Below are 17,587 nucleotides of genomic sequence, written 5' to 3'. Positions count from 1 at the left end.
ACGATGTCCGTCTTGAAGGTCACGCTTTGCTGGCTTTTCATAGGTATCCTGTTCGTATGGATGTGCTGCAATCTGACGGTGATGCACCTTCAGCGCGGGATATAGAACACAGCCTTTTCATTGACCTGCGCCCTCGTGCCGTCTATCGACTGCAGTTTGAAATAAATGATGTTGGAGCCTGGCCTGCCCTGTCCGTGCGGCACCCTTACCCGCACGGGCAGAAGTCGTGTTTCGATGGCGCCAAGTGACACTTCGTCGTCGCCAGACAATGCGATGCCGTCGATTCCCGTCACGCTTATCTTGTAGCGGCGAGGTAATTCATCGGTATTGATTGCCTGTAGCCGGTAGACATTCTCAACCGCACCTTCCTCTACTTCCCGGCCCATGGAGCCGCGGTCGCGAATCACATCGAGCTTGAGAGGAACCCGGAGGGCCAGCGAACCGATAAAAATCGTTATGATCACCAGCAACGCCGAGCTGTAGACAAGTACGCGCGGCCGAACAACCCGACGCAAAATGGCGGACGGCGACAATTTTTCGGCCATGGCATATTCCGTCGAATAGCGGATCAGCCCGCGTTGCGCGCCGATCTTGTCCATCACCATATTGCAGGCGTCGACACAGGCAGCGCAGCCGATGCACATGTATTGCAGACCGCCACGGATATCGATTCCGGTCGGGCATACCTGTACACACATGCTGCAGTCAATGCACGGGGAACGCGTTGGTTCGGGTGTCTTCTGATAGTGACTGGAACGCGGTTCGCCGCGTTCCGCATCATAAGTGATGATCAAGGAATCGCGATCGAACATGGCGCTCTGAAAGCGCGCATAGGGGCACATGTACTTGCACACTTGCTCGCGCATCCAGCCGGCGTTGCCATAGGTGGCGAAGCCATAGAAAAGAACCCAGAACCACTCCCAGGATCCCAAGCCAAATACGGTGGCTTCGCGCGCGAGATCGCGAATGGGGGTGAAATAGCCGACGAAAGTAAAGCCTGTCCACAGCGCTACCGCCGCCCAGGCTACATGCTTGCCGCCTTTGCGCAGCAACTTGTCGAGCGACCATGCTTGCCTGTCGAGCCGCATGCGTGCACTTCGCGGCCCTTCGATCCGGCTTTCCAGCCATAGAAAAATCTTGGTATACACCGTCTGCGGGCAAGCGTAGCCGCACCAGACGCGACCGGCGATCGCAGTAAAGAGAAACAGCGAAAACGCACAGATGATAAGCAGTACCGCAAGATAGATGAAATCCTGCGGCCACAGCACGATGCCGAACAAGTAGAATTTGCGCGTCGCCAGATCAAACAGAACTGCCTGACGATCGTTCCATCTCAGCCAAGGCATGCCATAAAACACCAATTGTGTCAGCCACACACATACCCAGCGTAGCGTGGCATACCGTCCGTTGACATCGCGCGGATATATTTGCTGCCGTGCCTGGTACATCCTGACAACGGCAGTCTTGGCGGAGGAATCGCTGGTGTCCATGGTTGGTTGTTCTTGTTCCAATTACTGTGGTGCGCCAGGCGCATGATCAAGTGCGATGGCATCCCCCGGATGATTCGACAAACTCCAGACATAAGCTGCGAGTACATGTACCTTCGGCTCACCAAGGAAATCCTTGAACGATGGCATGGTGTTGTCACGGCCCTTGCGGATGGTTTCCATGATGGTGTCGACACTGCCGCCATAGAGCCATATCTTGTCGGTCAGGTTCGGCGCGCCAATGACCTGATTGCCCCGCCGCCAGGGCCATGGCAACCCATGCAGACAGAAAATTTCGGCTTGCCGAAAACCGCCTTGATCGGATCATGGTTGGAGCCGGACAGGCTCAGCACATAATGGGCGACATTCTCGACATCCTTGTCGCCCCCCAGCGCCGCTCCCATCGGCGGCATCACGCCATGCCGGCCTTCCATAATGGTGATCTTGATGGTTTCCGGCTCACCGCCATGCAGCCAATCCTGGTCGGTCAGGTTCGGAAAGCCTTTATTGCCGCGTGCGTCGGAGCCGTGGCATTGCGCACAATAGGTCAGAAACAAACGCTCGCCGATCGCGTGCGCCTGAGGATCGGCGGCAACGGTTTTCAGATCTTGATGCAGGTATTTGTTGAACATCGGCCCATAGTCGGCATCGGCTTTCTTCAACTCGTCCTGGTAGGCGCTACTGGATTTCCAGCCCAACTGGCCGGCGTAGCTGCCAAGGCCGGGATATAGCACCAGGTAGACCAGCCCGAAGACGATGGTCAAATAGAACAGCCACATCCACCAGCGCGGCAAAGGGTTGTTCAATTCCCCTAGATCGTCGTCCCAGACATGGCCCGTGGTATTGTCAGCTGGATCCTTTCCCGGCTCCAGCTTGACCTTGCGGCTACCCTGCATCCACAGCAGTACACCGCAACCGAAGATGCTGAGTATCGTCAATATGGTGATATAGGGCTCCAGAAACCGTCGGTAAAGTCAGCCATGGTGCTTCTCCCTGGCGTCCAGTTCCGCCTTCACCTTGTCGAATTGCTCCTGGTCGTCGGTGAAAGGCAATAGCGCCGCATCGTCGAAATCCTTGGGTTGCTTTCGAATATAACTCCACCAGACAATGCCGATGAACGTGACGAAACTGATCACGGTAATGATGCTGTGCGCATCAATCAGTATTTTTTGGATAGCCATGATTATCTTTCCGCCTTGATCTGTATTCCCAATCCTTGCAAATAGGCGATCAACGCATCTTGCTCGGTCTTGTCCTGCAATTCCGCCGGTGCTGCGGCGATCTCGGCATCGGTATAAGGATCGCCGAGACGTTGCAACGCGCGCAGATGCGGCACGATATCGTCAGGGACCAGACGCGTCGATTCCAGCCATGGATAGCTCGGCATGATCGATTCCGGCACCAGGTCGCGTGGATTGTGCAGATGAGCGCGATGCCATTCATCGCTATAGCGGCCGCCAACACGCGCCAGATCCGGCCCGGTGCGCTTCGATCCCCACTGGAACGGCCGGTCGTACACCGATTCGCCAGCTACGGAATAATGACCATAGCGCTCTGTTTCGGCACGGAACGGCCGAATCATCTGGGAATGGCAGTTATAGCAACCTTCGCGTATATAAATGTCGCGCCCTGCCAGCCGCAGCGGCGAATAAGGTCGCAGGCCGGTAATCGGCTGGGTAGTCGATTTCTGGAAAAACAGGGGCACAATTTCCGCCAGTCCCCCGACACTGACAACCAGCACCACCAGTCCGATCAATAGCCAATGATTTTTTTCTATAGAATCGTGCGTAAATTTCATTCCCATACTCCCGGATCAATTTGGATTGTCTGCGTCATGTGATCTGCGCCGCTTCAGCGCCGATCTTGGCGGCAGGAGCCAGTTGCGGCGCTGCGGGATGAACACGCGGCGTGGCAATACGGGTATCTACCGGGAAGCTGTAGCGCATCGTCTTGAACACGTTGAACGCCATCAACAACATGCCGCTCAGGTACAGCAAGCCGCCAAAGAAGCGAATCACATAGTACGGATAAGTCGCCTTGACCACTTCAACGAAGGCATAGGTAAGCGTGCCGTCGGCATTAACCGCGCGCCACATCAAGCCTTGCATCACGCCGGCAATCCACATCGCGGCGATGTACAGGACGATGCCGATGGTGGCCATCCAGAAATGCAGTTCAATCATTTTTACGCTCCACATCTGCTGTTTGCCTACCAGACGTGGGATCAGGTAATACATCGAACCCATCGTGATGAAACCGACCCAGCCCAGTGCGCCGGAATGGACGTGGGCAATACCCCAGTCCGTATAGTGCGACAAGGCGTTGACCGTCTTGATGGCCATCATCGGCCCTTCAAAGGTCGCCATGCCGTAAAACGAGAGCGAGACCACAAGGAATTTCAGGATTGGATCAGTGCGCAACTTGTGCCAGGCACCGGACAAGGTCATCATGCCGTTGATCATGCCACCCCAAGACGGCGCCAGAAGGATGAGTGAGAACACCATGCCTAACGACTGCGTCCAGTCCGGCAGCGCGGTGTAGTGGAGATGATGCGGGCCGGCCCACATGTAAGTGAAGATCAACGCCCAGAAGTGTACGATCGAGAGACGATAGGAATATACCGGCCGCTCGGCCTGCTTGGGGATAAAGTAATACATCATGCCGAGAAATCCTGCGGTCAGGAAAAACCCAACCGCATTGTGGCCGTACCACCACTGGATCATGGCGTCCTGGACACCGCTGTATGCAGAGTAGGACTTGGTCAAGGTGGCAGGCATGGACATGCCGTTGACGACATGCAAGAGCGCTACCGCAATGATGAAAGCGCCGTAGAACCAGTTGGCAACATAGATATGGGAAACCTTGCGCTTGGCCAGCGTACCGAAAAATACCACGGCATATGCCACCCATACCACGGCCAGCAATATGGTGATTGGCCATTCGAGTTCCGCATATTCCTTGCCGCGCGTGTAGCCCATCGGCAGAGTGATTGCCGCCAGCACGATCACCAGCTGCCAGCCCCAAAACGTGAATGCCGCCAAACCGTCCGAAAACAGTCTGACCTGGCAAGTCCGCTGCACGACGTAATAAGAAGTTGCCATCAACGCGCTGCCGCCGAACGCGAAGATCACTGCATTGGTGTGCAAGGGCCGCAAGCGACCAAACGTCAGCCAGGGTATGTCGAAATTCATCATCGGCCACGCCAGTTGGGCCGCGATCAGCAGGCCGACCGTCATGCCGACCACTCCCCACACGATCGTCGCAATCGAAAATTGCTTGACGACCCTGTAGTTATAGTTAAGCGCTTTTTCCACGTTCTTCTCTCCCCCAAAATGCAACTTCAATGGGGCGAGGTTAGCTGGCTATCAGCGGCTTTTCTTTGATGTGAATCAAATAGCGCTGTGTTGGCAGGAATTATTTCGCGACGTCGTTGTCGGGAAGTGGCTCGGGTATTATTTTCTCTTGCTGGTGGGCGCTGTCGTCGTCTAGCAGGATTCTGAGCGCGGGGCCGACCATGTCATCGAACTGACCACTGTCGGAAGCACGGACAAACACCCAGATCGCCAGGAATACCAGCACCGTACTGATAGGGATGAGCAGATATAGTGATTCCATTTCATCCTCCTATATCTTGTTGCGCAAACGCAGCGCGTTGATCACCACCAGTGCTGAACTGCACGACATGCCTACCGCAGATAGCCATGGGTTAAGCAGACCCAGCGCTGCTGCCGGAATGGCCAGCAGATTATAGATAGACGCCCAGACCAGGTTCTGCCTGATCACCCGCATGGCTTTTTTGCCGAGCCTGGCGGTGTCTGCAAGCGCAGACAATCGATCCGACAACAGCACCGTGTCCGCATGGACTTGCGCCAACGCCGCGCCTGCCCCCATCGCAAAGGAGACGTTGGCGGCGCCCAGCACGGCCGCATCGTTGACGCCATCGCCAACCATCGCAACGATCTCGCCGCGCTCTTGTAACGCTTGCACGAACGCCAGCTTTTGCGCCGGCAATTGTTCGCCATAGGCGTCATCCATGTGTAATTCACGCGCCACCAGTTGCGCCACCGTGCTTTCGTCACCACTAAGCAATATCACCTTCTTGCCCTGACGCTGGAAATAGCTGACAGTCTGGCGGGCATCTTCCCGTATCGCATCTACCAGGTCGAAACGCGCCAGCCATTCGCCGTCCTTGCCAAGAAACACCGGCGTCAGCGTCGCGTCTTCGGATGCGATGGCTGGCGTTGCGGCGCCGGCCATCCCTGCCACAAACGACGCCGAGCCGAGCCGATATGAAATCCCGTCAATCTCCGCCTGTACGCCCTCTCCCGCTATCTGGCTGATTGCCTCAATATGCAAGGCAGGTGACTCGGCCGAGACATCGCGAATAGCATCGACGATCGCCCGTGCAAGCGGATGGGCGCTGGATATTTCCATCGTCGCAGCTATCTGCAGATACCGCTCGCTGGCGTCATGACCATATGCGGTCACATTCTGCAGCACCGGTTTTCCCACGGTGAGTGTGCCAGTTTTATCAAAAATGACGCACGTCGCCCTATGCAGTGTTTCCAAAACGTGTGGCTGCACGATCAACACGCCGTTACGCAGCAGGCGATCGGTGGCTGCCGCCAGCGCCGACGGCGTCGCCAGCGACAATGCGCAAGGACAGGACACCACCAGTACGGCGATGGCAATCGGCCAGGCGCGCACCGGATCCAGCCACTGCCAGGTACAGAACGCTAGCAACGCACACAATAACAAGGCCGCCACGAACCAGCCTGCGACCTGGTCTGCCCATTGCGCCATACGTGGCTTGCTTTGCACCGACTGCTCTGCCAGCTTGAATAAGGCCGACAAGGTGCTTTCGCGCACTAGCCGGCTTACCTCCACCACAATGGCCTGCCCGCAGTTGACTGCCCCCCCAGGTAGCGCATCCCCGGCGACGCGCGATACGGGCTTACTTTCCCCTGTCAACAAGGACACGTCAATGCTGCCGCAGGCACTCAGCAACATGCCGTCAGCCGCGATCACTTCCCCCGGCTTGACCAGGATCAGGTCATTCTTGCCCAGTCTTGCCGCAGCAATGACCTCGCCATCCATCGTGACGGGATAGTCAAGCAGACGGGTGGCTGAATCAGGCAACGCGTGTTGCAGGCGCTCCAGCGTCGACGCCGCCTTGCGTCGTGCCATCTGCTCCAGGTAGCGACTGCACAACAGAAGAAAAACGAACATGGTGACGGTGTCGAAGTAGACTTCGCCAGAACCGCGCACGGTGGCCACGGCACTGCCGGCAAAGGCAGCAACAATGCCAATCGCCACCGGCAGATCCATGCCGAAGCGGCGCAATTTCATGCCGGTCCAGGCGCCACGCAAAAAAGGCAGTGCCGAGTAGCAGAGTACCGGCAAGGTCAGTAGCAGACTGGCCCAGCGCATCAACTGCAGCTGCGCGTGGTCAATGCTGCCAGCGCTGGAGAAATAGGCAGGAGCTGCGTACATCATGACCTGCATCATGCAGAGTCCGGCAATGAACGTTTGACGGAACAAGCGCTTTTCGGATTTGCGCAGCTGTTCCGCCTGCCTGACCGCATCGAACGGGTAGGCGCTGTAGCCAATCTCGTGCAACGCTTGCAGAATATCGCTGGGCTTGCATTGCGTCTTGTCCCAACGCACATGCAGACGCTCACCCGCCACATTGAGATTGGCCAGCCGCAGTCCCGGAAGGCGCGCCAATCGCTGTTCGATCAGCCAGACACAGGCCGCGCAATGAATACCGTCCAGTGCCAAGGTCGCTTCGACCAGCAAAGCGTCGGGTCCATCACGGTTATCAAGTGTGGTGGCGAATTGCGAAAAACTGTCTTCATCGTCATACAGTCGCAGTTGTGACGGTACCAGTCCGTCGCCGTCGATACGATTGGAAAAGGCGGTGCGTGAAGAATAATAGTCGGCGTAACCGCTATCGACGATGGTTTGTGCAACCGTTGCGCAACCCGGGCAGCACATCGCGCGCGGCACTTGTGCGATCTTGACGAACCATTGCTTTCCTGCTTCAGTGGGCGGCAATGGCAGGCCACAATGAAAGCAGTTGCCAGAGGTTAGCTCGACGACAGCGTCCAATGAAGGCGGCACAAGATCAACAAAGGCGGCAGTCAATGTCCTGCTCCCAGCGGGCTGATGCAGATAGCATCAAGCCAGCCCAAGCTCAAGCCGTTGACCAGCCGGAGAGCGCCCGCCACCCCAAACAGCAACACGATCAAGCCGCCGGCGACGCGGGCCCGAGGATCAAGCAGCAGACCTTTCAAACGCATGCCCAGCATGCCAAGTGTGAGCAGCATGGGCAAGGTTCCCAATCCGAACGCTAGCATCACCTTGGCGCCGGATACGGCGTCGCCGCTCAGCATGGCGGTCAGCAGCACGCTGTAGACCATGCCGCACGGCAGCCAGCCCCACAAAGCGCCCAGCATCAATGCCTTGGCCGGACTGTCCATGGGCAGAAAAAATTTAATGGCTGGCTGCAAGCGCCGCCAGACGGTCTGCCCAATGGTTTCCAGCTGGCTCAAGCCGCGCCAGGCCCCCATCAAGTGTAGGCCCAGCAAGATCAATATCAGATTGGTCAGCCAATATGCACCTATTTGTAACGATGACAGTGACGTCATGGCGCGCACGCTTTGCGCCAGCCCCCAGCCAGGGTTCCAGCGATGGCGTAGCTGAACAGTCTGCCGCTGTTGTAGGCGAGTACGCGTGGAAATTGCATGAAATAGGTTTGCTTTTGGGGCTCAGGGCTGACACCACCAGTCACCAGCCGCAACTGAATGACACGCGTCGATGGCGCCGCCGCTACCGACAAGGCGCTGACGATGCCACCACACATGCCGATGCAATGGATGCTTCCCAACAAGCCGATCAGAAAAACCGGAACGAGATTCATGTGCCCCCCATGCCCCGCACCGAGCAAGCTTTGCCATCTGCTGCATCCCGGTCTGCCTCGGCGCAAGGTGCAGCGCGTGGGCAAACCTTTATTGACCTGCGAAGCGAGGGAGCATCATGATCAACCGCATCAGCTGCAGACGGATCTCTTGAAGTTAACATGTATGGGCTCCAGCATTTGGATGGGTCGACACAGGAGGTCGATCATTCTGTTCGGAGCAATATACAAGGGAGCAGGAGCAAGCGCTTTGATATAGATCAATCCATGGCCGTCGATTTTTTCCTGAACATCGTTTTCGACTTGACGTGATGCCGTATCACCTACCATGCCTCAAGCTTTTTTTGTCCAAGCACTACACCATCCATTCGCAGCCACCTGTTTCCCTGCGAACAGCGGGCATCCGCCGGCAGCATCGCCGGGCTTGCCTTGATACAGAGAGCAGTTGCTGCATGACTGGCCAGCCGCATACTTGGGAAACTTTGCCTTGTCTGCTTTACTGGCGTCGGCTTTGTAGCCTAGAGCCATGGATTGCGGATCGCTTTCGGTCACCATCGCACTCTGTGCGATAGATTGCCCGGAAGCGAGCACTGCGCCGCCGAGGCTGAGACGGATGATGAAATCGCGGCGATTGGTCATAATATTTCTCCACTGTGGTTAAGATACGAAGCTGGTTAGACAGCCAACATGAGTGAGGTGCGCCATTCGCTATTGCGCAGCAGCCATGGACTCCACATAAGCAGCCACATTTCTCATGTCCTGTGGCGTAAGTTCATGCGTGATACCTTTCATCATCGCGCCCTCGGGCCTCTCGTCTGTCCTCTGAAAAACCATCAACTGCTTGACAATATAGTCCGCGTGTTGCCCTGCCAAACGCGGGAATTGTTGAATACCCTCGCCATGTGCGCCATGGCAACCCGCACATGCAGGCGTGTTGCTGGCGACGATTCCTTGCGCAAATATTTTCCTGCCTTCGTTCAGCAACGCCGGTTCTCCAGGCTTACCCGAGGCCGGAGGCTGCGAAGAAAAATAGGCAGCAAGCCCATTGATCTGTTCGTCGCTCAGGCGCGCACTGATGCCCCACATGTACTCGAAACCAGCCGGATCTGAACGACCATGGCTTTTGAACGATTTGAGCTGTTCCACGAGATACGGCTGCGACTGCGCGGCCAGATTCGGAAAATTCGGAGATACAGACACGCCTTGGACGCCATGGCAATTGGAGCAAACCTGCAGCGCCAGCGTCTTGGCCGCGACACCGGGATCGCCCAGCGAGCGAGATCTTTCCGGCAGATTACAAGCCGCCATACTCGCAACGATGATCAAACTCAAGGAAAAATAAGCAACCTTGCGCCTCAAGTCAGCGCACGGTGTTACCGTCGTCCCAGGAGGCTTGGTGTGATCGCTATCGCGGTTTTTCATTTAATACGCTCCCCACAGGTACAAGAACAATGTGTTGTTATCCCTGGCATTACGCCCTGCTCCGTCGTAATTGGTGGCAGCGCCGTGGAACTGAGTGTAGGCATAATATTGAACGCCGATACGCAAGTACTGGACCGGCATCCAGAATATTTCAGGAACCCAGCCGCGCGTGCCTGGATTGGCCGCGACATCCGGATACAGGGTTGGATCGGCACTCCCGGTCGTGCTGAAATAACCCAGGCTTGCGCCATATTTCGCACGGTAAACATAGCTGGCTTTCAACCGCAACTGATTCAGTGTGTTGGAGGCATTGCTGGCAATTCCCGTTACATCGCCATTCGTGATGGTTTCGCGGATATAGCTAAACTGCGCCGTGACAGTATGCGGATCAAGCAAATATTGATACTGCGCGTCTATGCCACGGTCGCGATAGCGCGTCGTGGGGCCAGTAGGGTTCGTGCTGTCTGGATAGATCTGGGCATTCATGGCGAGCACGCCGATCATCGCACTATGCGGCCCCAGTCATGACTCAGCGCTAGCCTGATGTAAGGGTTGCTGCCCTTCAGATAGGTTTGGCTCTGCGCATTCGTGCCCTGACTTAAAAACGACCAGACGCCGTTACTGGTCTGATAGGCAGCCAACTCTGCGTACAGTGTCTGGTTCCAGAAAGCATAGGCTGTCAGACCGGCGACCTGCGTCCCAATTGGCTGATGATGGGGCTGGCGTCAGGCGCAGTGACGCCAAACTTGGTAGGCACATACTGAATCCATGCGGGAGCGGTGTTCCAGGGATCGGTAACAGAAGGATTGTTATTCAGACTGAAGCCGTAAATAAAGTCTTGTGTCGGGCCGATGATTCTGTCCGCGTAACGCAGATCGAAATTATCAGAAGCCCATTTCCCTTGCCATCGCCCGGTATTCTGGTTCTGATTGTCGTAGTTGTTATAGGTCCACTGTCCGAATACGCCGACATTATCAGTAACTTTGCCAGCCAAAAAGACACTTCCGGTTTGAAACAAAGCGACGGCGTCCTTGGCGAATGCTACGTCGCTATCCGGATTGGAACTCTTGGTGAAGCTGGCAACCCCCATCACCGACAACGGAATCGTCCGCGTACCGATCGTATATCCGGTGAGTTTGAACAGTCTCCCATAAGCCGTTAGCTCAGGAAATTGGCCGCCTGCGTGGCAAGCCACACAATTCTGTCCCGTTTGCCTTGCGAAGGCAGGAAGCGCATGCGTGGTAACTGGGAAGAGACATGCTGCAAGTAGAAAAGTGACGGCTATCAGATGACAATATCTGATTATTCGATATCGAGAAATGAACGCGTTCATTTGCTGACTCCTCCCTTCAGTTAATTTTGACAATTATTCTTGAAAGGCTTCGAGTAAAACCAAGAGAACATCAAAAGATGTGCGCGCTCGAATTGTTCCGATATGTTGGGTATGCAGACATACTTGTATCAACAAAGGGCCGATTAAATTTGACGTATATCAAATTTTCCTCATATCGCTGTCCCGGACGCACTTTGCTGACTTAAATGAATTGGATAATAGACTGACATTTCCGCCATGAAAGATATCGCTCGGCCCACCGCCCTCGTTGTAGCGTGGACTTTCTCGTTCTAACGAACAACATCGCGCTGGGCGCATGCCAGTCGGCACATCTAAGCCAGCCCTAATTCTGGATTGGTATAAAGCCTGGGGAATTGGCGAATTCGACCATTTTTCAGATCGCGGTAAACAAGATACATTTGCATTTAACTAGATTGGAGTCGTCCTGCCATGTACGCAAAATACAATACCGGAACCGCCAAATATGGTTCACTCACCATTGGCCTTCACTGGTTGACCTTGCTATTGCTCATAGCCATCTATGCAACCATGGAGTTGCGCGGCATTTTCCCAAAAGGAAGCGATGGCCGTAACGGCATGATGATGTGGCACTACATGCTTGGCCTATCAGTTCTGGCCGTCGTCACGTTACGCCTTGCGGCGCGATGGTTCAGTGCGACGCCGCCAATTCAGCCGCCACCGCCACGCTGGCAAATGGTGTTTGCCAGCGTCATGCATGTGGCGCTGTACGCGTTGATGATTGGTATGCCCATACTCGGCTGGTTGACGCTGAGTGCTGCTGGCAAGCCAATTCCTTTTTTCGGACTGGAACTTCCCGCATTAATCAGTCAAAACAAAGAACTGGCATCGCAGATTAAGGAAGTGCATGAAACCTGCGCTACCATTGGCTACTTTCTCATCGGCTTACACGCCGTGGCAGGGCTGTTCCATCATTATGTGGTGCGCGATACGACATTGCGACGCATGCTGCCGTCCAAGTAGCGAGGCTGCACGAACTAACTTTGCAAAAGAGCGCGAGACAATTGCTGATTAGCTGGTGCATGGGCTAGGAGTAGTCAATCGCGCCGACTGCCCGCCGGCAGTGTGACGGGCGCTCCAGAAAGATGCGACGCGGCGACGTGACCGGAGGCCTCGATGCTGAAACGGAGTCGCCCTGCTTGAATATATGCGCGCAAGCCGCGATGCCGGACAAGGTAACGGATTCCGATCAGTGCGGCAACTAGACCGGAAGCCGCGCCGATGCCAAGCGCCCAGCGCGGACCAAAAGTATCCGCGACCCAACCCACAATCGGTGCGCCAAGCGGCGTTCCGCCAACGCAACGGCCAGTAGAATCGCCATCACGCGCCCACGCATTTCAGGTTCGGTGGTGAGCTGAATCATGCTGTTTGAGGTGGTATTGAAAGTTTGCGCAGATACCCCGAGCAGAACCAGGGTGAGGCCAAACAACCAGTAATTCGGCATGGCCGCGGCCAACACAAAGCCGAATCCGAAGACGGCAGCACCAGTCAGCAACATGGAAATCTGCGGCTTTGCCCGCCTGGCGGACAGCAGCGCACCGGCTACCGACCCGACCGCCATAATTGACGACAGCAGGCCGTACTGGTCGGCGCCGCCGTGAAAGATGCTAACCGACATGGTCGAAATGAAGATCGGGAAATTGAGCCCGAAGGTGCCGATCAGGAACACCATGAACAGGATCGCCTTCAAGTCAGGACGCCTCCATACGTAGCGAAACCCTTCGGCCAGGCTGCCTTTGACGTGGGGAGCAAGCATTCTCGGGCGCAGTTCTTCGACACGCAGCAGGCACAGCGAACCGATAACGGCGGCAAACGAGGCGGCATTGATCAGGAATACCCCACCCGAGCCGATTGCGGCGATCAGCACACCGGCAAGCGCCGGGCCGATCATTCGTGCGGCGTTGAACGAGGTGGAATTCAACGCTACGGCGTTCGACATATTGGATTCAACCACAAGCTCGGAGACAAATGTCTGGCGGGCCGGTGAATCGAACGCACTGACGCAGCCGAGCAGGAAAGCAAACGCGTACACGTGCCACAACTGAACCAGTCCGGTGACTGTCAGGATACCCATCCCCAACGCCAACATTCCCATGGCGATCTGGGTGGCGAACAGCAGTTTGCGGCGGTCGAAATGATCGGCTGCGAAACCGGTCAGTGGCAGCAACAGCAATTGCGGGCCGAACTGCAGTGCCATCACGATGCCAACTGCTGTCGCGTTATGGTTTGTCAACTTGGTCAGCACCAGCCAATCCTGCGCAGTGCGCTGCATCCACGTGCCCACATTGGAAATGATCGCGCCGCCGGCCCAGACGCGATAGTTGTAGCTGCTCAGTGACCGAAAAGTGCCGTTATTGTTCACAGTAGCTCACGCCCGTTTAGTGGCCGCCCGGAGAATCACCGCCATGAAAACGCCCGAACAGGCGCGCCGAGATCATGCCCATGAGAAGAATGCCTAATCCCAGCGCAACGACATGATCCGTGGAACGCAAATCAAAGTTGCCGACACGGCATACAAGAACATATCCGATAACCAGGTTGAAAAATCCCCAAAGTACATTGATGGACGACGAGGAAAGGCCTTCCCCGGGAGGATTGGCGAATGGGCTCTGGAAAGGGCGACCTGTCACGCCGCTCACAAAATGCGGAATGGCGTTGACAAGGAAAGCGCCGCCGAAGAGATAGGAAACATAGTGAACCCATGTCATTGTCAATCTCCTCGTTGATTGAGAAGATCAAGAATCTCCTGGGTGGTTCCGGTTTCGCCCAACCGCGGGAAGATCCGTGTGACGCTGTTGATATGCGCATCAGGATTCATGTCAGTCATGGCATCGATCGCCAGCGTGACGTTGAATCCGCGCTCATGCGCCTGGCGGGCGGTCGACTCGACGCCAATGCTGGTGGCAATGCCGACGATAACAACCTGCGTGACGCCGAGACCCCTCAAATGCGCTTCGAGATCCGTGTCCGTAAAAGCACCCCAGGTCCGCTTAGTGACGGCGTGGTCCTGTGGCTGCCGGTTCAGTTCTGGCACCAGATCGGCCCAACCTGCAGGCAGATTGGCAAGGCTACGCGCCTGTTCCGCCCTGCCCGGCGCGCCACCGGCAACGTTGACCAGCACCACCGGCAGTCCATGGCCGCGAAACGCCACGGCCAATGTGCTTGCGTGCTGCACGATTGCTGCGGCCGGATGCGCAGTCGGGTAAGCGACAATGCCGTTCTGCAGATCGATGACGATCAGAGCGGTCTTCGGGTCAAGTAAGGTTACAGCCATGGCGTGCTCCTATGAGAAGGTGGGATTGCCGCGGCCGGGAATCGGCACGACAACCGGACGGCAGAGTTTTATTCGGAATCGGCAAGACGTTTAAGAAGTTCGATGGCGTTCGCGAGCTGCTCTTGCTCGGCCGGCGCAAACTCGGTTTGAATGGCGCGAGACAACCAATCCTCTTTTGCCGCCCGGCCGGCTTGATCATTTCCTGGCAGGCTGCAGTGATGGACCAGATGGTTTGGCGCCCATCGGCAGGATCAGGCGCGCCGCTCACCAGCCCAGCCGCCTCCAGGACGGAAATCGTGGCACCCATCGATTGTGGGCGCATGCCTTCTGCACGCGCCAATGCCGTGACGGTAGCGGCCCCCTCGCGCTCCAGATGAAGCAACACAGAAGTCTGGGACCATGTGAAATCCCCTGGATTGGCCTGCTCGCGCAGGCGCCGCCGCAATTTTCCGAACAGGACGCGAAGCTCCACGGCCATGGCCAAAGCATGAGCGGCGTCAGGGGTATTCTGCTGTTTGTGCGTTTCCATGCACTTACCTTAGCAGATATGAAGGTAAACTTCAAAGTTTAACTTTGTAGTTATTTGCATAATGCTGTCAACCCAATTGAACTTGATGTCAATCAACTCCGGTGCAACCCGGAAACACCATCCGCACCAGCAGCCCCGGCGCTGCGTCTTCCAAATGCAGCGTTCCGCCATGCAGACTGACGATGGCAGCGACGGTAGATAACCCGATGCCATTGCCCTGCTGTTTGTGATTGAGGCGATAGAAGCGCTGCAGTACATTCGTGCGTTCCTGCGCCGGAATGCCAAGACCGTCATCGTGCACCAGCAAAATGACCTCATCGTTGCGTTGCGCAGCGTACACGCCGATCGCTGTTGGATGACCCGCATACTTCAAGGCATTGTCGAGCAAATCCGTCAATACACTTTCCAGCAGTTGGCGATCGCCGCGAATACTCGGATTACCTTCGATTTCCATCACCAGCGCTACCGCCATCTCGTGGGCAGCGTGCTGGTAACGTTCGACCACACTTGCCACCATGTCGCGCATGGCAACCGGCTCAAAGGTCTGGCGCCGAGCGCCAGACTCCGTTTCGGCCATCTGCAGCAACTTATCCAGCAGAGCAACCAGGCTATCGATCTCCTGGACTGCGAGTTCTCCGGCAGCTGTCAGTGCTGCCACATCGGATCTGGCGTGTAATGTTTCGTCGAGATGGGCGCGAATTCGCCCTAATGGGGTACGCAAGCTATGTGCGATGGTGTTGGAAACATGGCGAGCGCCATCCATTCCTTGCTCAACTTTGTCCAGCATGCGATTGAGGTCCTGATTCAATCGAGTAAACTGGCCACTATCGCCCGATACCGGCAATCGACGTCCCAGATTGCCACACTCAATATCACGTGCAGCATCGCGGATTGTCCCGATCCTGCGCGCAATCCATGCACGCAGGAAGCATGCACCGGCCGCCGAAAACACCAGGACCAGAACTCCAGCGGCGCCAATCAGGCGCCAGACTAGTACGCTATTCCCGTCCAGGCATCCTCCCGGCACATTGTTGAATTACACCAAATGACAAAACAAAACGTCATTTCTGTACGTTGTTGCCGGCCTGCGCCGATTCGGCAGCGTCTGTGCGATTCCACCAGCCGCCACCGAGCGCCTGGAACAATGCCGCCGTGTCGGCGAAACGCGCCGCCTGCGCCTGCGCCAGGCTGATTACCGTTTGCTGGTACGTTTGCTGCGCGGTCAACAAAGTCTGCGGAGTGCTGGCGCCCAGCGCCACTGATTTACGCGCTATTTCCAGGCTATGGGCGGCGGCACGTTCGGCCAGCAACTGCGCTTTCAGGGTCTCCGCATCATATTGCAACGCGCGCAAACTATCAGCCACGTTCTGGAATGCCACAATCACCGTGCTGCGATACTGTGCCTGAGCCTGCTCGAAAAGCGCTTCAGACGCGCGCTTTTTATGCAGCAGCGCACCGCCGGCAAACAACGGCTGGGTCAGGCCGCCCGCCAATGCCCAAAATCCGGTACCGGACGTAAATAGGTTCCCGATTTGCGTTGCCGAGCTGCCGATATTGGCGCTCAGTGTAATTTGGGGCAGCATATTGGCCGTGGCGACACCGACCTCCGCCGACGCCGCGTGCAATTGCTCTTCTGCTGCACGCACGTCAGGTCGTTGCCGTACCAGATTTGACGGCAGGCTGACCGGTAGTTGCTGCGGCAAGCTGATCTGGGACAACAGGAATTTCTGGTCCAGTTCTTCACTTGGGAAGCGGCCAGCCAACGCGGTCAGCTTGTTGCGCTGTTGCGATAGCGAATTCTGCAGCGGCGGCAACGTCGCCTGGGTCTGCGCCAGCGCCGCCTCTTGTGCGGCGACATCGGCTTGCGACACGTCGCCCAATGCATACTGGCGCTTCAGCAACGCCAATAATTTCTGCTGGGTGCTGATCACTTCCAGTGTCGCTCCGATTTGCGCGCGCAACGATGCCTCTTGCACTGCCGCAGCGACGACATTCGAGGTCAACGTGAGATAGGCAGCCTCCAGCAAGAAGCGCTGCTGTCCGGCCTGTGCCTGCAGATTCTCCACCGCACGCCGATTTGCGCCAAAGACGTCCAGCGTGTATGACACGCTGACCTGAGCGGTATGCAGGTTATACAGCGAGGACTCCTGGCCTGGCGTAGTGGCAGTTTTCTGGCGAGTCGGCGTCAGGCTTGCATTGACCGCAGGGAAAAAGGCGCCTTGCTGCACCGAGACCTGTTCTTCCGCCGCCCGCAACGCGGCTTGTGCCGATTGCAGATCCGGATTGGCCTTCAGCGCCTGTTCAATCAGCGAATTCAAAGGCGTCGATTGAAACAACGTCCACCATTGCGCCGGAATATCCATGTTACTGACGAACTGTTGCTCATCACCGCCTGTGGTATTGGCGGACGCCGTTTTCGACGGCATTGGCTCCTTGCTGTAACCCTGCACCGACGGCGCGTCAGGCTGCTTGAAATCGGGGCCAACCGCACATCCTGCCAACACCAGCGAGTAAGCCAGCAGTGGTGCATATGCCAAAGATTGCAATTTTAATTTCATCATGTTCTACCTATTTAAACATCCGT

The 17,587-nt window shown here is 56.5% G+C and carries 15 protein-coding genes and 4 pseudogenes; 1 reads left to right on the top strand and 18 read right to left on the bottom strand.

The window, feature by feature from the left end; genetic code table 11:
• Nucleotides 1-89: 89 nt before the first annotated feature.
• The 12 genes and pseudogenes from ccoG to CAter10_RS23550 all read right to left on the bottom strand — a co-directional run bounded on the left by ccoG (nucleotide 90) and on the right by CAter10_RS23550 (nucleotide 11,161).
• A complete protein-coding gene (gene ccoG / locus CAter10_RS10600) occupies nucleotides 90-1,490 on the bottom strand; it encodes a cytochrome c oxidase accessory protein CcoG (RefSeq protein WP_082798053.1) in 1,401 nt (466 codons plus the stop codon).
• A 21-nt stretch (nucleotides 1,491-1,511) separates the two neighbouring features.
• Nucleotides 1,512-2,469 (bottom strand): annotated as a pseudogene (ccoP, locus tag CAter10_RS10595) (cytochrome-c oxidase, cbb3-type subunit III).
• Nucleotides 2,462-2,668 carry a cbb3-type cytochrome oxidase subunit 3 gene (locus CAter10_RS10590; RefSeq protein WP_061533378.1) on the bottom strand — a complete coding sequence of 69 codons (207 nt, stop codon included), beginning with the start codon at nucleotides 2,666-2,668 and terminating at the stop codon, nucleotides 2,462-2,464. Before CAter10_RS10590 ends, ccoP begins: the two are co-directional and overlap by 8 nt.
• A 2-nt stretch (nucleotides 2,669-2,670) precedes the next feature.
• On the bottom strand, nucleotides 2,671-3,285 hold the full coding sequence (ccoO, locus tag CAter10_RS10585) for a cytochrome-c oxidase, cbb3-type subunit II (RefSeq protein WP_061533377.1): 615 nt from the start codon (nucleotides 3,283-3,285) through the stop codon (nucleotides 2,671-2,673).
• Nucleotides 3,286-3,319: 34 nt separating this feature from the next.
• On the bottom strand, nucleotides 3,320-4,801 hold the full coding sequence (gene ccoN, locus CAter10_RS10580; protein ID WP_061533376.1) for a cytochrome-c oxidase, cbb3-type subunit I: 1,482 nt from the start codon (nucleotides 4,799-4,801) through the stop codon (nucleotides 3,320-3,322).
• Nucleotides 4,802-4,901: 100 nt separating this feature from the next.
• Complete coding sequence (gene ccoS, locus CAter10_RS10575) at nucleotides 4,902-5,102, bottom strand: cbb3-type cytochrome oxidase assembly protein CcoS (RefSeq protein ID WP_061533375.1); 201 nt, start codon at nucleotides 5,100-5,102, stop codon at nucleotides 4,902-4,904.
• Nucleotides 5,103-5,111: 9 nt separating this feature from the next.
• Nucleotides 5,112-7,610: a heavy metal translocating P-type ATPase gene (locus CAter10_RS10570; protein WP_257722351.1), complete on the bottom strand. Its 2,499-nt coding sequence runs from the start codon at nucleotides 7,608-7,610 to the stop codon at nucleotides 5,112-5,114.
• A 20-nt stretch (nucleotides 7,611-7,630) separates the two neighbouring features.
• Nucleotides 7,631-8,352 (bottom strand): annotated as a pseudogene (locus tag CAter10_RS10565) (sulfite exporter TauE/SafE family protein).
• 387 nt (nucleotides 8,353-8,739) lie between these two features.
• Nucleotides 8,740-9,045, bottom strand: a complete 306-nt coding sequence (locus CAter10_RS10560; protein ID WP_061533374.1) for a high-potential iron-sulfur protein — start codon at nucleotides 9,043-9,045, stop codon at nucleotides 8,740-8,742.
• Nucleotides 9,046-9,114: 69 nt separating this feature from the next.
• Nucleotides 9,115-9,828 carry a c-type cytochrome gene (locus tag CAter10_RS10555; RefSeq protein WP_082797864.1) on the bottom strand — a complete coding sequence of 238 codons (714 nt, stop codon included), beginning with the start codon at nucleotides 9,826-9,828 and terminating at the stop codon, nucleotides 9,115-9,117.
• Entirely contained in the window at nucleotides 9,829-10,332 is a 504-nt protein-coding gene (locus CAter10_RS23555) for a hypothetical protein (RefSeq protein ID WP_236905528.1), read from the bottom strand.
• A 175-nt stretch (nucleotides 10,333-10,507) separates the two neighbouring features.
• Complete coding sequence (locus CAter10_RS23550) at nucleotides 10,508-11,161, bottom strand: cytochrome c family protein (protein WP_236905527.1); 654 nt, start codon at nucleotides 11,159-11,161, stop codon at nucleotides 10,508-10,510.
• Between the two features lie 450 nt (nucleotides 11,162-11,611).
• On the opposite strand from CAter10_RS23550, the gene CAter10_RS10545 reads away from it, so the two are divergent.
• Entirely contained in the window at nucleotides 11,612-12,163 is a 552-nt protein-coding gene (locus tag CAter10_RS10545) for a cytochrome b (RefSeq protein ID WP_061533373.1), read from the top strand.
• A gap of 74 nt (nucleotides 12,164-12,237) precedes the next feature.
• Here the strand turns inward: CAter10_RS10545 and CAter10_RS10540 are convergent.
• From CAter10_RS10540 to CAter10_RS10505, 6 genes and pseudogenes are all read right to left on the bottom strand, one after another.
• Nucleotides 12,238-13,562 (bottom strand): annotated as a pseudogene (locus tag CAter10_RS10540) (MFS transporter).
• A gap of 16 nt (nucleotides 13,563-13,578) precedes the next feature.
• Nucleotides 13,579-13,908 carry a hypothetical protein gene (locus tag CAter10_RS10535; RefSeq protein WP_061533372.1) on the bottom strand — a complete coding sequence of 110 codons (330 nt, stop codon included), beginning with the start codon at nucleotides 13,906-13,908 and terminating at the stop codon, nucleotides 13,579-13,581.
• 2 nt (nucleotides 13,909-13,910) lie between these two features.
• The gene (locus CAter10_RS10530) at nucleotides 13,911-14,474 is read right to left on the bottom strand and encodes an isochorismatase family protein (RefSeq protein ID WP_061533371.1); all 564 of its coding nucleotides are present in this window, start codon (nucleotides 14,472-14,474) and stop codon (nucleotides 13,911-13,913) included.
• Nucleotides 14,475-14,542: 68 nt separating this feature from the next.
• Nucleotides 14,543-15,003: pseudogene (locus CAter10_RS21920) on the bottom strand (MarR family winged helix-turn-helix transcriptional regulator).
• 88 nt (nucleotides 15,004-15,091) lie between these two features.
• Entirely contained in the window at nucleotides 15,092-15,955 is an 864-nt protein-coding gene (locus tag CAter10_RS21915; protein ID WP_197467218.1) for a HAMP domain-containing sensor histidine kinase, read from the bottom strand.
• 109 nt (nucleotides 15,956-16,064) lie between these two features.
• On the bottom strand, nucleotides 16,065-17,564 hold the full coding sequence (locus CAter10_RS10505) for an efflux transporter outer membrane subunit (protein ID WP_061533366.1): 1,500 nt from the start codon (nucleotides 17,562-17,564) through the stop codon (nucleotides 16,065-16,067).
• Nucleotides 17,565-17,587: the final 23 nt, after the last annotated feature.

This window comes from Collimonas arenae, from assembly GCF_001584165.1.
GTDB lineage: Bacteria > Pseudomonadota > Gammaproteobacteria > Burkholderiales > Burkholderiaceae_D > Collimonas > Collimonas arenae.
Note: the sequence above shows the minus strand (reverse complement) of the source record. Positions and strands in the feature narration are given on the sequence as shown.

Excerpts from the sequence above, each read along its gene's own strand:
- ccoG (WP_082798053.1), bottom strand. The coding sequence starts at position 1,490 with ATGGACACCAGCGATTCCTCCGCCAAGACTGCCGTTGTCAGGATGTAC.
- CAter10_RS10590 (WP_061533378.1), bottom strand. The coding sequence starts at position 2,668 with ATGGCTATCCAAAAAATACTGATTGATGCGCACAGCATCATTACCGTG.
- ccoO (WP_061533377.1), bottom strand. The coding sequence starts at position 3,285 with ATGAAATTTACGCACGATTCTATAGAAAAAAATCATTGGCTATTGATC.
- ccoS (WP_061533375.1), bottom strand. The coding sequence starts at position 5,102 with ATGGAATCACTATATCTGCTCATCCCTATCAGTACGGTGCTGGTATTC.
- CAter10_RS10560 (WP_061533374.1), bottom strand. The coding sequence starts at position 9,045 with ATGACCAATCGCCGCGATTTCATCATCCGTCTCAGCCTCGGCGGCGCA.
- CAter10_RS10555 (WP_082797864.1), bottom strand. The coding sequence starts at position 9,828 with ATGAAAAACCGCGATAGCGATCACACCAAGCCTCCTGGGACGACGGTA.
- CAter10_RS23555 (WP_236905528.1), bottom strand. The coding sequence starts at position 10,332 with ATGATCGGCGTGCTCGCCATGAATGCCCAGATCTATCCAGACAGCACG.
- CAter10_RS23550 (WP_236905527.1), bottom strand. The coding sequence starts at position 11,161 with ATGAACGCGTTCATTTCTCGATATCGAATAATCAGATATTGTCATCTG.
- CAter10_RS10545 (WP_061533373.1), top strand. The coding sequence starts at position 11,612 with ATGTACGCAAAATACAATACCGGAACCGCCAAATATGGTTCACTCACC.
- CAter10_RS10535 (WP_061533372.1), bottom strand. The coding sequence starts at position 13,908 with ATGACATGGGTTCACTATGTTTCCTATCTCTTCGGCGGCGCTTTCCTT.
- CAter10_RS10530 (WP_061533371.1), bottom strand. The coding sequence starts at position 14,474 with ATGGCTGTAACCTTACTTGACCCGAAGACCGCTCTGATCGTCATCGAT.
- CAter10_RS10505 (WP_061533366.1), bottom strand. The coding sequence starts at position 17,564 with ATGATGAAATTAAAATTGCAATCTTTGGCATATGCACCACTGCTGGCT.